A 15,375-nucleotide genomic window follows, 5' to 3' on the forward strand; every position below is an offset into this window, starting at 1 on the left:
TTTTTTTTGCGGCTACAGCCATAAGACGTTTTCTATTTAGCGACCGGTGCTAACCAGTCCAGGTTTTGCTCACGACGGCCTTTAACGGCATCAAAGTACATCGCTTGTAGTTTTTCAGTGATGGGACCACGACTACCGGCACCGATCAAACGGCCATCCAATTCACGAATAGGCAAGACTTCTGCCGCAGTACCGGTAAAGAAGGCTTCATCGGCAACATAGACTTCATCGCGCGTTATACGCTTTTCCTTGATGTCATAACCCAGCTCTGCGGCCAGCGCAAAAATTGTGGTGCGGGTAATGCCATCTAAACAGCTGGTTAACTCCGGCGTATAAATGTCATTATTGCGAACTACAAAAATATTTTCGCCACTGCCTTCAGCAACATAGCCCTCATTATCTAATAACAAGGCTTCTTCACAACCACTGTCCAAGGCTTCCTTTAAGGCCAGCATGGAGTTGATATAGTGACCGTTGGCTTTGGCTTTGCACATCGAAATATTGACATGGTGGCGGGTATAGGAAGAGGTGCGCACTTTAATGCCATTTTTTTTCGCTTCTGGCGACATATAAGAGGGCCACTCCCAAGCGGCAACCATGACATGCGCCTGAAGGTTATCTGCGCGCAGGCCCATTCCTTCTGAACCATAGAAACACATGGGACGAAGGTAGGCTTCATCTAGGTTGTTTTCACGCACGACGGCTTTTTGTGCTTCATTTATCACGTCTTTTTCATAGGGAATCGCTAGGTTCAAAATATGCGCACTGCGGAACAAACGATCGGTGTGATCTTGTAATCTAAAAATGCAGGTATCGTTATTTTGTGTGTGATAGGCGCGCACACCTTCAAACACGCCCAAGCCATAGTGCAGGGTGTGGGTGAGGACATGAACCTTGGCTTCGCGCCAGGGAACCATTTCACCGTCTAACCAAATAACACCATCGCGGTCAGCCATGGACATAAACTTACTCCTTACAACACATCGTTTTTATTCATTCTACGCTTTATCAAGCTTCTTATCAGTATAGCTTTTTCAACCAATCACTTGCAGCCATGCTGCTGTCACCGCCTCCCGATGTTGCGCAAAATGCTCCCATGCCACTTCGTTGGGTTGCTGCTGCAAGCTCAAGCGGTGGGCGTGGGCGCGGTATGCTTTGTAAGCATCCGTTAATGCTGCCACTTCAGCGTCGGGAAATAGCCCCTGTTGTTGTAGCGCTTCCAGTATCCGGATGTTGTCGGTATACACTGCCAATGCGGGGTGTTGGTGTGACCAAGCCAGAACGGCGTATTGCACCATAAATTCGATGTCGACGATAGCTCCAGTGCCATGTTTGAGGTGAAAAATTGGCGGATCGGCCTGTTCCAGCCCCTTTGGTAGCAAATGATCGCGCATCTTCTGCCGCATGGTGGCGACCTGCTGTTTTAATTCGCCGTTATCCCGAGGCTGGCCGAGCAGTTTTGCCCGCAGCGAGGTAAAGGCCTTGCTAAGCTGTTTATCTCCCGCCACTACCCTTGCCCGCACCAGCGCTTGATGCTCCCAAGTCCAAGCTTCTTGCTTTTGGTATGTTTCAAAAGCACTCAGGGAGGTCACCAGTAAGCCGGAAGCCCCCGAGGGCCGCAGCCGCATATCGACGTCATAGAGCATGCCGGATGGAGTTTGGGCGGTCATAATATGGATGATGCGCTGGCCCAAGCGAGTAAAAAACATCCCGCTATCAATCGGGCGGTCGCCATCGGTAGCCAGCCCCGGGGCCGCATCGTGAATAAAGACTAAGTCCAAATCCGAGCCGTGGCCTAGCTCTATACCACCTAACTTGCCATAGCCAACAATAATAAAGTCTTTGTCGCAGGCCACACCCTCAGCCTTTTGCGGCCTGCCATGTATGGCAACGAGGTTGTACCAAGCCAATTCCAAGACTTGCTCAAGCACCACTTCGGCAATCATGGTGAGATAGTCACTCACTTTCATTAAAGGTAGTTTGCCGGTGACTTCGGCAGCAGATAGTTGCAAGTAGTGGGCTTGTTTAAAATAACGCAGGCCGTCCATATGGGTTTCAAGATCATCCCAGCCTACTCTTAGCATTTGCTGTTGTAGCTCATCGCGCAGTGCCTGTTTTTCCGGCACTTGATAAAGGGTGCGATTGTCCAATAGCTCATCTAACAGTACCGGTTGGGTGGTGAGCTTTTCAGCAATCCAGGGGCTACCGGCACAGAGAATAATCAGCTGTTTTAACGCGTTAGGGTTTTCTACTAACAATACTAAATAAGCCGTACGCCGCAACACCGATTCAACCAAGGGCACAATGCGTAATAAGGTCGCAGACGGGCTGTCAGTATTAGCCACCGCCTGTAGCAATAGCGGCATAAATTGATCAAGTCGCGCTCTGCTTATCGGCGGCATTCGCTGTACGGTGCGATCTTGTTGCAGGCGCTGTAAGCGCGCCAGCACTGCTTCGCTATTTTCATGTTCGGCATCAGATAAATACTGCAAGGCCTGATTATGATCACAATCGGCCAACCAAATCTCATCCCAGCAGGATTGTTTGTCGATGGCGACCTGTTCATTGTTATCAGCAATAATTTGTTGGAAGTGTTGGCTGACATTGTTTCTATGTTTGGTCAGCGTGTTAATAAAATCCGGCCATTGCTGAAACCCTAACGCCATCGCTAAGGCAGCCTGTGGCAAATCATCAGCTGGCAGCTTCTGGCTTTGCTGATCATTAAACGCTTGAATAGCATGCTCTGTATTACGCAGAAAAATATAAGCGGCCTGCAACTCGGCCACCGCTTGATCGGGCATATAATTTTTTTCAGCCAGCGTTGCCAATACTTTTTGTACACGACGTTCTTGCAACGCCAACTCTCTGCCACCGCGGATTAATTGAAAACATTGAGCGATAAATTCAACCTCACGAATACCACCGGCACCTAGTTTGATATCATTATCTAACCGCCGGCGTTTAACTTCTTGCTGAATCATTTTTTTCATTGCCCGCAGCGATTCAAAGGCCGAGAAATCTACATAGCGCCGATAGGTAAAGGGGCGCAACAAAGTTATCAGTTGCTCGGCCGCATCGGGCTCGCCGGCCACCACTCTTGCTTTGATCATGGCGTAACGCTCCCAGTCGCGACCCTGATCCTGATAGTACTCTTCCATCGCACTTAAGCTTAATACCAGAGCACCACTTTCCCCGTAGGGACGCAAACGCATATCCACACGAAACACAAAACCATCGACGGTGATCTGGTCAAGCGATTGAATTAATTTGCGTGCAACGCGAGTAAAAAACTCGCCGTTATCCAAAGGTTTTTGCTTATGATCGGTTTCGCCGCGATAGGGATAACAAAAAATCAGGTCGATATCTGAAGACAGATTTAATTCCCGGGCGCCAAGCTTGCCCATGGCAAGCACCAGCATATTTTGCTCAATAGCAACACCGTTGACCGTTGCCATCGGCCGGCCATAAATATTCGCTAGCTGTTGATGATGAAAAGCCAACGCCTGCTGAATGCTCGCTTCTGCCAGCAAAGAAAGATCACGGGTGGTTTCTTCAAGATCAGCAAGCCGATTCATATCACGCCAAATAATGCGTAGCATTTCTTTGGTGCGGTTAAGGCGTAACAAGCTATCTAGTTGTTCGTTAGTGGTTATACCGGCAAGTTGTGCAATAAGGTTTTTTTCAATATCTTGCGTCGCATAAGCGGTTTGCAATAGCCCACTGTCAACTAAGTCGCGGAACAGTTCTGGCTTTCTACAACAAATATCTAATGCGTATCGACTGCCACACCACACGCTATCCAGCTGGTCTGAAAAAGTTTTATCGGCGACACACTGCTCAAACCACGAACGGTAATCAGGGTTTGCACTAATAAATTGCTGTCTATGATTTTTGATTGACTCCGACAGTAACGACGGAAAATCGGCAGGCGATAACACCTTCATATTTTTCTCGATTATTCACTGTGACCATTATTTTCTTGGTGCAGCAACTCTTAATACTTCGGCTATGGTGGTATCACCCATTGCTACTTTTTGCGCGCCGGATAAACATAAGGTTTTCATCCCTTCCTTTATCGATTGATGGCGAACTTTTTCAATATCTATTCTATCACCTAGATACGCTTGTACCTTGTCGGATAATAATAAAATTTCATAAATACCTTGTCGCCCCATATACCCGGTATTGCGACACGCTAAACACCCTTTGGGCTGATAGATAGTTGCGGGACAGGATACACGCCATGGCGCGGTTAACGACTGCCAATCACTTTCGGTAACGGTATCTGGCTGTTTGCATTGAGCGCATAAGGTTCTGACCAAACGCTGAGACATCACCCCCAAGATCGTTGCTTTTAATAAATACGCCGGCACCCCTAATTCCAGCAAGCGAGTCAATGCACTGGGCGCATCATTGGTATGCAAGGTGGATAATACCAGATGCCCGGTCAGTGCCGCCTGAATCGCCATCTCGGCGGTTTCTAAATCCCGAATCTCACCAATCATAATAATATCGGGATCCTGCCGCATAAGTGCCCGCACACCGCTGGCAAAATCCAACTCAATATTATGTTGCACCTGCATTTGGTTAAAGCTCTCTTCCATCATTTCGATTGGATCTTCGATGGTGCAGACGTTCACTTCTGAAGTGGCCAGCTGTTTTAGACTGGAATATAGCGTGGTGGTTTTGCCAGATCCGGTGGGTCCGGTGACCAGAACAATACCGTGCGGTTTTTCGATCATGCTATGCCAGCGGTCATAATCTTGATGGGTTAAACCTAATTGCTCAAAACTGCGCAATAAAACATCGGGATCAAAAATTCGCATCACCATTTTTTCACCAAAGGCGGTGGGCAAGGTCGATAAACGCAATTCAACTTCATGGCCTTCCGACGTGACTGTTTTTAAGCGGCCATCTTGCGGTCTACGTTTTTCTGCCACATTTAATCGGCCAAGGGTTTTCAAGCGGCTGGTAATCGCCATCGCTACTTGTAGGGGGAATTCACTGACAGGGTATAGCACGCCATCAATTCTAAAGCGTACATGGCCAATTTCGCGGCGCGGCTCAAGATGAATATCACTGGCGCGCTGATCAAAGGCATATTGTAGAATCCAATCGACAATTTTAACGATATGCTGATCGTTGGCATCGGGGTCTTTTATATCGCCCAATGCCAATAGTTGCTCAACCCCGGTGGCGCCATCAAACGGATTGCCCTCAGCGCTACCCGAGGCGCCACGCACGGATTTGGATAGTGAATAAAACTCAGCCGTATAACGCACAAGCTCAGCGGGGTCGATTAGGACTGGCTTAATCGGGCGCCGCAGTACATGCTCAAGATTTGATTGCCAAGCGCTGAGGTAAGGCTCGCAATGAGCGACGGTGACAATATCTGCCGTAACATCCACCGCCAAGATGTTATGCCGCTTGGCAAACTCGAAGGACATCACCCCGGTAATGGCTGCAACATTAATTTTTAAGGGATCAAAATTATAGACCGGCTGCTGGCTCAACTCTGACAGCCAGACTAGCAATGCGTCGATATCCAGATAGGCACCTTCACGACTGGCATCGGGTAAATTTTGCTCAGCGATATAATTGAGCGGGTGCTTTAGCGCCTCTTCTTGACTGCGGCAACTGTTCAGCACCTGCCTATAATCGTGATGGCCAATGCGCTGATCACGCAGCAAATCATCCATCAGGCCTGGTAAATCCAGAGCGCGTTCCGCCTGTTTGGTTTTAAAGTCTGTACTCCCTGTCGAAGCTGCCATATCCATCCCACTCCCGCCAATCGGCGCTAATCTTCCCTAATTAGACTCTAAGTATGGCCTAGCATGGCGAAGCTGCCAGCAAAGCTATTGATATAATCAACACCGTGCTAATAATTACTCGCTATCAGCAACCCAACTCGTGACAGCTGCTGTAACAAAACTGTCATATTTTTGAAATATAGTGGCGGCTAATGAGGCATCGTTAAGCGATTATTGTCCATTAAATCTGGTCAATTCAACGCTAGCCTAGCGCAGACGAACCCCTTATACTTCGCAAAAATAATGACAGTTTTGTTACAAGTAGGAGCGTATCTATGGCAGGCAACCCCTTCGGGAATTTATTTGGCCAATCCCCTATACGGCCCATCCAGCAGCATATGGCAACTGCCCATAGCTGCGCGTCGAAACTAAACGACTATTTTGCAGCTGTAATCGCTGCCGATTGGGATCAAGCCAAGGATCTGCAAAAGCAGATCGCTAAACTGGAAAGTGATGCTGACAAACTTAAAAAACAGGTTCGCCTGAATATGCCTAAAAGCCTATTTATGCCGGTGCCGCGCTCCGACTTGCTCGACTTGGTGACCATGCAAGACAAAATCGCCAACTGCGCCAAAGATATCGCCGGCATTATGCTAGGCCGTAAAATGGCTATCCCTGAAAAAATAGCGCCGACCATGATTGATTATGTCCATGAAGCGGTGGCCACATCAGCTCAGGCCTTAACAGCTATTCAAGAAATGGATGAGTTATTAACCACCGGATTCCGCGGTCGTGAAGTTCAGGTGGTTCAAGATCTAATTAAAGAGCTGGACCGTTTGGAACATAAAAATGACAAGCTCCAAATTAAAATCCGCGCCATGCTCTTTAAGCTGGAAAAGGACTTACCCCCTGTCGATGTTATGTTCCTCTACAAAATCATCGACTGGGTTGGCGAATTAGCTGATCGCGCCCAAAAAGTAGGTTCACGCCTGCAGCGTCTGATCGCCAGTTAACTTTTCATCTAATCATTTTAATAATTTTTTGGTAAACAACTATGTCTATTATTGCTGAGCACGGCCATCTCCTTCTGATTATGGCCTGCATGTTTGGTTTCTTTATGGCTTGGGGCGTGGGGGCGAATGATGTCGCCAACGCGATGGGGACTTCGGTTGGCTCTAGGGCTTTAACCGTTAAACAGGCGATTTTAATCGCTATGGTGTTTGAATTTGCCGGCGCCTATTTAGCCGGTGGTGAGGTGACCTCCACTATCCGCAAAGGTATTCTGGACCCGTCACTCGTTGGTGACACACCGGAGTTACTGGTTTACGGGATGATGGCCGCGCTGTTGGCGGCGGGTACCTGGCTGCTAATCGCTAGCATGATGGGCTGGCCAGTTTCTACCACTCACTCCATTGTGGGCGCACTGGTAGGTTTTGCTGCGGTCGGTATTTCAGTCGATGCCGTAAACTGGGGCAAGGTCAGCACCATTGTGGCCAGCTGGGTGGTGTCCCCAGTGCTTGCCGGTACGATTTCTTTCGGCCTGTTTATGAGTGTACAAAAACTAATCCTCAATACTGACAAGCCGTTTCAAAACGCTAAAAAATATATCCCGTTCTATATGTTTGCCGTGGGCTTTATGATCGCTATGGTCACCCTCTTAAAAGGACTCAAACACCTTGGCATTGAACTGGATCTCGGCCTAGGCAGCAAATTTGCCAATGCTCTGCCAGTTGCAGCGGTCATTGGTGTTATCGTTGCAATGATCGGCAAGAGGCTGCTAAACAACGTCAAAGAAGAGTTTATTCCTGAAACCGGTGGCCGCTTCGATAATGTCGAAAGAGTTTTCGCCATATTGATGATCTTTACCGCCTGCGCCATGGCCTTTGCTCATGGCTCTAACGATGTGGCTAATGCCGTTGGCCCATTAGCGGCAATTGCCAGCGTGATTAGCAGCGGTGGAGAAATTGCCAGCAAATCAGCGCTACCTCCGTGGATTTTACTCTTGGGCGGTGGCGGTATCGTTTTAGGTTTGGCGACCTATGGCTTTAAGGTAATGACGACCATCGGTAAGAAAATTACCGAGCTAACACCCAGCCGCGGTTTTGCCGCCGAACTTGGCGCTGCGACCACGGTGGTACTTGCTTCTGCTACCGGCCTGCCAATCTCGACCACGCATACCTTGGTCGGCGCAGTACTGGGCGTAGGTTTAGCTCGGGGCATTGGCGCGCTTAACCTGCGGGTTATCGGCAGTATCTTTATGTCTTGGGTGATTACTTTGCCAGCCGGTGCCGGCTTGGCGATTCTGTTCTTCTTCACCTTTAAAGGTATGTTTAGTTAATTATCGCTTTGCTATAAAAAGGCGGCGCAGGGTTCTGTAGCCGCCTTTTTTGTCTCTGTTATTCCCCTCTTCACGGCAATGATGTTTAATAGTATGGTTCTGTGACCAGTCTTTCGATGGGCTCGACCATGCCAACAGCTGTACCACCACTACTGACCATGATGAACGAGCTACTCAGTGAAATTTCTGTTAGCTCAACTTCCTCGCAGTGGGATACCGGCAACCGTCAAATCATTGATAAACTGGCCAGCTGGCTTAATACCCTCGGCTTTCGATGCGAGGTCATCCCCCTGACGAAACAACCTCATAAAGCCAATTTGATTGCTACTCTGGGTAGTGGTCCCGGTGGTCTGGTGTTATCAGGTCACACTGATACGGTGCCCTTTAATGAAGAGCGTTGGGACATGAACCCACTGGGCCTTACCGAGCAGGACAATAAATTGTTTGGTTTGGGCGCAACGGATATGAAAGGCTTTTTCCCCATTGCCATAGAAGCGGCAAAAGCCTTTCTGGATAAACCTTTAAAACAACCCCTGATGATTCTCGCCACCGCCGATGAAGAAAGTTCGATGGACGGTGCCAGAGAACTAGCTGCCCAGGGCGCACCCAAAGCGCGCTTTGCGGTGATTGGTGAGCCTACTGATTTAAAACCGATCAGAATGCACAAAGGCATAATGATGAATGCGATTACGGTTGAGGGGCGCGCAGGCCACTCTTCAGACCCAAGTTTGGGTAATAACGCGATGGAGGCCATGCATCTTGTGATGGTAGACCTGCTAGCCTTTCGTGCTGAATTACAACAGCGTTATAACAACCCTCTGTTCACAGTCGCTGTCCCCACCCTTAATCTCGGCTGTATTCACGGCGGCGATAACCCCAATCGTATTTGTGGCCAGTGTGAATTACACTTTGATCTACGCGCGTTGCCCGGAATGGATAATAATGATGTCATCCACCAAATCACTCAGCGTATAACACCACTGGCAAAACAACTTAAGGTTAACATCAGTTTACGCTCACTGATTACACCTCTGACACCCTTTGAACAAAGCGCTGACTCTGTATTGGTAAAAGCAGCGGAACAACTTACCGGTCATAGTTCGGAGTCGGCAGCTTTTGCCACCGAAGCACCCTTTTTGCAGCAATTAGGGATGGAAACGATTGTGATGGGCCCCGGCTCGATTGATCAGGCACACCAACCTAACGAGTATATGGCTCTGAATCAAGTGCAACCAGCGGTGGATTTATTGCAACGATTGATTGGCCAGTTCTGTTTGTGAGTTGTGGTTAGCCTGTCGATCTCGAATCATCCCCTTCAGTCAGCTACCACCACCTCTTGCTCTAACACCAAATAATCCGCACAATAACCCACACTTTTAATATGACAACCAGAACAAACATCATGTCCACAAAAGACTACGTCAAATGGTTCAGGAACTCAGCGCCTTATATCAACGCGCATAGAGGGAAGACGTTTGTACTGATGTTTAGTGGCGATGCCGTCGCACACCCTAACTTTGCCAATATTATTCACGATATCGCACTGCTTAATAGCCTCGGCATTAAATTGGTTTTGGCTCATGGCGCCAGACCGCAAATTGAAGAACGGGCGGCGATACGCGGCATTAGCTCACAGCTGGAAAATGATCTGCGCATTACCGACAGCCCAATCTTAGAATGCGTCAAAGATGCAACGGGCTCAGTTCGGATGCAAATCGAAGCGCTGTTAACCATGGGGCTGGCCAACTCGCCGATGCATGGCGCACAAATCAGGGTTTGCTCCGGCAACTTTGTGGTGGCTAAACCGATGGGCGTTCGTAACGGTATTGATTACCAACATACCGGCATGGTTAGACGCGTTGACACTGTCGGCATAAAAAAACAATTGGATGATGGTTCTATCGTACTGCTTTCGCCTACCGGCTATTCCCCAACCGGCGAAGTGTTTAACTTATCCCTAGAAGATGTAGCCACGCAAACAGCTATAGCGCTACAAGCGGATAAGTTAATTGTTTTTTCTGCCAACGACGGTCTGCTGGATATCAACGGTGATTTAATTCAAAACTGCTCGGTGAGTGACATTAAGAATTTACTCAATCACAGCGATGATGCAGAAACTTCGCGCTTATTGAGAGCGATTGCCTCCAGTGGCGAAAATGGTATCAGCCGTTGCCACTGTGTGAGTCACACCGACGACGGAGCACTACTGCAAGAACTATTTACCCGTGATGGTGCCGGTACATTAATCTCGCAAGATCATTATGAGCAGTTGCGTATCGCAACCATTGATGATGTCGGCGGCATACTGGAATTGATTGAGCCGCTGGAAGCTGAAGGCACATTGGTTAAGCGCTCGCGGGAATTACTGGAAAATGAAATCGATCTGTTTACCGTTATCGAAAGAGACGGGATGATTGTTGCCTGCGCCGGACTCTATCCCTATGAAGAATCATCATCAGGGGAAATTGCCTGTGTCGCAACACATCCTGATTATAGAGGTGAAGATAGGGGCGAGCGATTATTGGCCGCTTTAGAAAAGCAAGCGCAGGAAAAACAATTGGCTAGCGTATTTGTTTTAACGACACAAACTGCGCACTGGTTTCAGGAATTAGGTTTTATTGAAATTTCGCAAGATCAATTGCCGAAAAAGAAACAGCCATTTTATAATCTTCAACGTAATTCCAAAGTGTTTAGCAAAACGCTGACCGGCAATCATTATTAACAACTTAAGCGCCCGCTTCTTTTGCGGCGCGTCAACAGCTGCTTAAAATAACAAAGACAAAAAAACAAAAAAAGGGGGCGGTAAACCGCCCCAAGATGCTGAGCTAGTTACTCAAGCTAATTAGTGGGTTGTGACTTTAGTGCGTTCGTTAGACGCAACGTCTTTATAGCGGCAAGCTTCCATCCATAATGGCCACTCCATAGGAAGTACGCTTTCAATATGTTGCTGCGCCTGCATTTGATCCGCAGCCGGCAACGTGGTGACGAAGTCCATTAACTGATTCATCGTGTCGCGAGCCAGACAGAGCACATCAATATCATCCTGTTGCTGCGCCCAGATAATGCTGTTGTGTAGATTGGTCATATAGTTGTTTAACATGTTTTGGACCTGTGACTGATTCGCTTTATTGTTGTTCTCTGCCAAGCATTGAAGCAATCAACGGGCCAACTTTATAAACAGGGCCAGATATGCGCTGTATCTTATTGATTTATAATGATAAATAAATTATTTCAGAACAATATTATGGCCGTATCAGCCCGCAGACTGACTAATTTCTGCCATTCATATCGGAACATTAGGAGGGTATTTTGCTGGGGTATCGGCAAAGCGCCAAAAAATTGATGCCGGTCACTACCGCTTTGGCGGCAGTGACAAACCATGGTGGCTAGCTGGCAGCAATACGAGTTTGCTCGCCTTCCGAGCGGGCAATAATAACCGTACCTACGCAATCACCGCAGACATTAACGGCGGTACGCATCATATCCAGAATGCGGTCAGTGACTAACAGTAAACCTAGACCTTCCAAAGGCAAACCGATAACACCCAGAACAATCGTGATTGCAACCAAGCTGGCCGCTGGAATGCCGGCAACGCCAATCGAGGTGAGTAGCGCCACTAACACAATCGTAAATTGCTGCACCATACTTAGCTCCAGTCCATAAGCCTGCGCAATAAACATAGCGGCAACACATTCGTATAAGGCGGTACCGTCCATATTGACGGTTGCGCCCAATGGCAAGACAAAACTGGTGGTTTTGTTAGAAACGCCAATATCCTTTTCTACGGTTTCCAACGTTAGTGGCAGCGTTGCGGAACTGGAGGAAGTGGAAAATGCGGTCAGCATAACTGGCGACATTTTTTTGAAAAATAAGCCAGGACGGACTCGCCCTAAAAAACGTAATAATAATGGCATCGTGATAAAAGTATGGATGCACAGCGCAGCAACCACCGTCACAAAGAAAATTAATAACGGCGAAAACGCAGCAAAGCCTGTTGCTGCTACGGTTTTTGCTACCAGACCAAATACGCCCAGCGGTGCAAATTTCATTACCCATAGGGTGATATGCATCATGATATCAAACACCCCCTGCCAAAAGTTTTTCATGACATCGCTTTTATCTTTATCGATGCGGGTCATAAAAAAACCAAATAACAGTGAGAAAAAAATCAACCCTAACATTTGACCGCCAGCCGCAGCGGCAATGATATTAGTTGGCACCAAGCGTAAAAACACATCACTGATATCGCTTGCGCTTTTGCCTTCGACTTTTTCTACCACCATGGCCAATTCGTTAGCGTCAGTTGTTAGGTTCAATTGTTCGCCTGCAGCCTGACCATTAATAATACCTGGTGTGGTGATATTGACTAATGCCAAGCCGACTAGGATGGCAAGCAAACTGGAGGCGGCATAAAACAACATGGTTTTGCCGCCGAGGCGACCAAGGCTATTGCTATCACCAATGCGGGCAATGCCGGTGATAATAGAAGATGCCACTAAAGGCACGATAATCATTTTTAGCGCGTTTAAAAATAAGGTGCCGACAAAGCCATAAATAGCATAAAAGCTAACGCCAAACAGACTGGCGTCAGTGCCGGTGACGAGCCCGGCAATCGTTGCAACGATTATTGCGATCAAAATTTGCCAATGTAATGCGAGTTTTGTCATAGTGATTCCATTGCTAATAATTTAAGTAGGGCGGGTTTGCCCATGGCCTGCAGTTTGCGAATATTTTTTTCGGGTATTAATTCTGGCTGCGGGTAGTTTTCCAAAGCCCGGGTTAATTGTGCTTCGCGAATAAAATGTAACATCGGATAGGGTGAGCGGTTAGTGTAGTGACTCACATCATCCTCGGGGACACCGTCAAAACAATAATCGGGATGAAAGCTGGCAATTTGTATCACTCCCTGCAAACCCGCTTGTTGTAATAATTCGTTAGCCACTTCGACGAGTGACCAGTAATGGCTAAACTCGCGCAGGCCGTTACTAAATACCAGTAGGCTAGTAGCGATTGTACTTTCGTCCGTTTGTTGTAACTGGTCCAGCTGTTGCAATACGGCGGCGATAATCGCCTGATCTGTTTCGGCCTCACAAACTGCAATATGCACGCCCCCAGCCTTAAGTACAGGGGCGGCGAAAGGACAGAGATTTAGGCCGACCACAATGGTTTGCAACCATTGACGGGTTTGTTGGACGGCCTGATTGACTGCTGTCATAGCTGGGCTTTATTTGTATTAGCGAAAAAAAACGGATGACACTTTCGCATCACCCGTTTTTCGTTATCACTCAACAGCCACTTTTAGTTCAGCGCTTCTTTTAACGCTTTACCGGGCTTAAAGCCTACGGTGTTGCTGGCCGCAATTTGGATGGTCTCACCAGTCTGCGGGTTTTTACCGGCACGCGCATTGCGATGGCGATTCTCAAAAGTACCAAAGCCGATCAGGCTTACGGACTCTTTGCGACTCAACGAATTGGTAATTTCATCCAGGATGGCAGACAGCACATCGTTGGCTTTATCAAGCGGAATATCGGCCTTATCGGCAATTTGTGCAGCTAGATCTGGCTTGCGCATAATCGTTCCTTTTTTTGTTATGTCTTTAATTTGTTATGTCTTTAAATAGACGCTTAGTTATTTTTAGCGGCTAGCTTTTCAATTTAAACAGGTTTTTCAATGGTTATTGAATATCCAGCAACCGGCAGACCGAGATAGCTCGGTAACGACAACCGAGACTATCTCAATTTTTATCTAATTAGTAAACCAAAGTATGCAGATTAATTGTTCTGGGCTGGTTAGGCCATCACTGGCGACAGTGCTTTTTGTAAGCGCATTCTCTCTTTGGTGGCTTCGCCCGTTAGGGCAAAGCCTAGTAAGCCGCCGTCGGCGCCACGGAATTCGGCAATCACATTATTGCCATTTTCCTGCACCACCCACGCACCCTCAGCACTGTCAGGCACTGGGCTTACTACCGCTGGGCAAGCAGGGGTCTTAATGGTGATAGGCATAGCGGGATAGCTCACTTCGGTGGGTTCGCCCGCTAGCGTTTTACCCAGAGCTCTGGCACCAGCCATCAACGGGGCGACATAAACCAACACCTGGCCGGCCACTTCAGCACAGTCGCCCAGAGCATAGACATTGTTGGCGGAGGTCTCTAGTAGACGATTAGTGACGATACCGCGATTCACTTTAATACCGGCGGCTTTGGCCAGCTCGGTGCGAGGGCGTACGCCTACCGCACAGACCACGATATCGGCCTCGATAGTAGCACCGGTATTAAGGCTAACTACCACCCCAGAATCTGCTTTGTTGACTTCAGTCACCAGGGGGCCAAAATGAAACTTGGCGCCTTGTTCCTCCAACGCACGCTGCACCGCTTTACCGGCAGCCTCCGGCAACAGGGTCGGCAGGCAATAATCTAACGGATCAACTGTTTCAACCTCAAAACCACCGTTGATAAGGTCGTTGGTGTATTCGCAGCCGATCAAGCCACCACCGATCACACAGATTTTTTTCGCGCCGGTGTTTTTTACCGCCTTGCGAAAATTATCAAAGTCCAGCAAATCATTAATGGAATAAATAGCCTCCAGCGCGTTGCCTTGTATGGGTGGCTTGATCGTTTCAGCACCCAGGGTTAACACCAATTGACTGTAGTGGACGCTAGTGGCGCTAGCATCGAGTTTGATGATTTGTTGATCAGTATCAATAGCAGCTACCTGAGTCATAGTCCAAACACTGGCTTTTAGCGTTCTAGCCATACTGCCGGCATCTGACTGCGCCAAATCACTGGCTTCAGTATTTTTGGTGTAACCGGTAGACAACATAGGCTTGGAATATGAGCGGCCATCATCATGGGTGATTAGAACTAAGGGCGTTTCTGCGTCGTGCTTGCGAAACTCTCTGGCTAAACCATAGCCGGCCAGACCAGTGCCCACAATAACGACAGGCGCCATCTGATGGTCGGTAGTATTTTCCGATTTATGAGGAACGTCTGGCACGTTTACGTCATCTCAATCATTTCGAAGTCTTCTTTGCCGACACCACAATCGGGGCACAACCAATCGTCGGGGATATCATCCCATCGGGTGCCCGGTGCTATACCTGAGTCCGGATCGCCTTTGGCTTCATCATAAACCCAGCCACAAATAATACATTCCCACTTAGTCATTTAAAGTCCTAATCCTATCTGTTATTTTTTTGCTATACGTTATTGTCTATTAAACCGATCTTCATTGCTTGCTGGTGATGGATTGCTGGTAATGGCTTACTGGAGATAACTTGCATATTGAATGG

The 15,375-nt window shown here is 48.0% G+C and carries 13 protein-coding genes; 4 read left to right on the plus strand and 9 right to left on the minus strand.

All coding sequences use genetic code 11. From position 1 onward, the window contains the following. Positions 1-32: 32 nt before the first annotated feature. From AACP44_RS03180 to AACP44_RS03190, 3 genes are all read right to left on the minus strand, one after another. Positions 33-962, minus strand: a complete 930-nt coding sequence (locus AACP44_RS03180; RefSeq protein WP_339338933.1) for a branched-chain amino acid transaminase — start codon at positions 960-962, stop codon at positions 33-35. A gap of 72 nt (positions 963-1,034) precedes the next feature. Next, positions 1,035-3,944: a bifunctional [glutamate--ammonia ligase]-adenylyl-L-tyrosine phosphorylase/[glutamate--ammonia-ligase] adenylyltransferase gene (gene glnE, locus AACP44_RS03185; protein WP_339338935.1), complete on the minus strand. Its 2,910-nt coding sequence runs from the start codon at positions 3,942-3,944 to the stop codon at positions 1,035-1,037. 27 nt (positions 3,945-3,971) lie between these two features. Further along, on the minus strand, positions 3,972-5,771 hold the full coding sequence (locus tag AACP44_RS03190) for a GspE/PulE family protein (RefSeq protein ID WP_339338937.1): 1,800 nt from the start codon (positions 5,769-5,771) through the stop codon (positions 3,972-3,974). 314 nt (positions 5,772-6,085) lie between these two features. Here AACP44_RS03190 and AACP44_RS03195 point away from each other — a divergent pair, with 314 nt between their 5' ends. From AACP44_RS03195 to argA, 4 genes are all read left to right on the plus strand, one after another. Then, on the plus strand, positions 6,086-6,763 hold the full coding sequence (locus AACP44_RS03195) for a TIGR00153 family protein (protein WP_339338939.1): 678 nt from the start codon (positions 6,086-6,088) through the stop codon (positions 6,761-6,763). Between the two features lie 41 nt (positions 6,764-6,804). Next, complete coding sequence (locus AACP44_RS03200) at positions 6,805-8,088, plus strand: inorganic phosphate transporter (protein ID WP_339338941.1); 1,284 nt, start codon at positions 6,805-6,807, stop codon at positions 8,086-8,088. A gap of 128 nt (positions 8,089-8,216) precedes the next feature. Continuing rightward, complete coding sequence (gene argE, locus AACP44_RS03205) at positions 8,217-9,368, plus strand: acetylornithine deacetylase (RefSeq protein WP_339338943.1); 1,152 nt, start codon at positions 8,217-8,219, stop codon at positions 9,366-9,368. Between the two features lie 101 nt (positions 9,369-9,469). After that, on the plus strand, positions 9,470-10,810 hold the full coding sequence (argA, locus tag AACP44_RS03210) for an amino-acid N-acetyltransferase (protein WP_339338945.1): 1,341 nt from the start codon (positions 9,470-9,472) through the stop codon (positions 10,808-10,810). A 120-nt stretch (positions 10,811-10,930) separates the two neighbouring features. Here argA and AACP44_RS03215 read toward each other — a convergent pair whose 3' ends face one another. The 6 genes from AACP44_RS03215 to rd form a co-directional block, all read right to left on the minus strand. After that, on the minus strand, positions 10,931-11,188 hold the full coding sequence (locus AACP44_RS03215) for a hypothetical protein (RefSeq protein WP_339338947.1): 258 nt from the start codon (positions 11,186-11,188) through the stop codon (positions 10,931-10,933). A 286-nt stretch (positions 11,189-11,474) separates the two neighbouring features. Continuing rightward, positions 11,475-12,755, minus strand: a complete 1,281-nt coding sequence (locus tag AACP44_RS03220) for a dicarboxylate/amino acid:cation symporter (protein ID WP_339338949.1) — start codon at positions 12,753-12,755, stop codon at positions 11,475-11,477. Continuing rightward, positions 12,752-13,303: a DUF1415 domain-containing protein gene (locus AACP44_RS03225; RefSeq protein ID WP_339338951.1), complete on the minus strand. Its 552-nt coding sequence runs from the start codon at positions 13,301-13,303 to the stop codon at positions 12,752-12,754. The genes AACP44_RS03220 and AACP44_RS03225 overlap by 4 nt, the downstream gene beginning before the upstream one ends. 83 nt (positions 13,304-13,386) lie before the next feature. Next, positions 13,387-13,659: an HU family DNA-binding protein gene (locus AACP44_RS03230; protein ID WP_339338953.1), complete on the minus strand. Its 273-nt coding sequence runs from the start codon at positions 13,657-13,659 to the stop codon at positions 13,387-13,389. A 218-nt stretch (positions 13,660-13,877) separates the two neighbouring features. After that, a complete protein-coding gene (locus AACP44_RS03235) occupies positions 13,878-15,080 on the minus strand; it encodes an FAD-dependent oxidoreductase (RefSeq protein WP_339338955.1) in 1,203 nt (400 codons plus the stop codon). Between the two features lie 2 nt (positions 15,081-15,082). After that, positions 15,083-15,250: a rubredoxin gene (rd, locus tag AACP44_RS03240; protein ID WP_339338957.1), complete on the minus strand. Its 168-nt coding sequence runs from the start codon at positions 15,248-15,250 to the stop codon at positions 15,083-15,085. Between the last annotated feature and the right edge of the window lie 125 nt (positions 15,251-15,375).

This window comes from uncultured Oceanicoccus sp. (assembly GCF_963968385.1).
Taxonomy (GTDB): domain Bacteria; phylum Pseudomonadota; class Gammaproteobacteria; order Pseudomonadales; family Dasaniaceae; genus Oceanicoccus.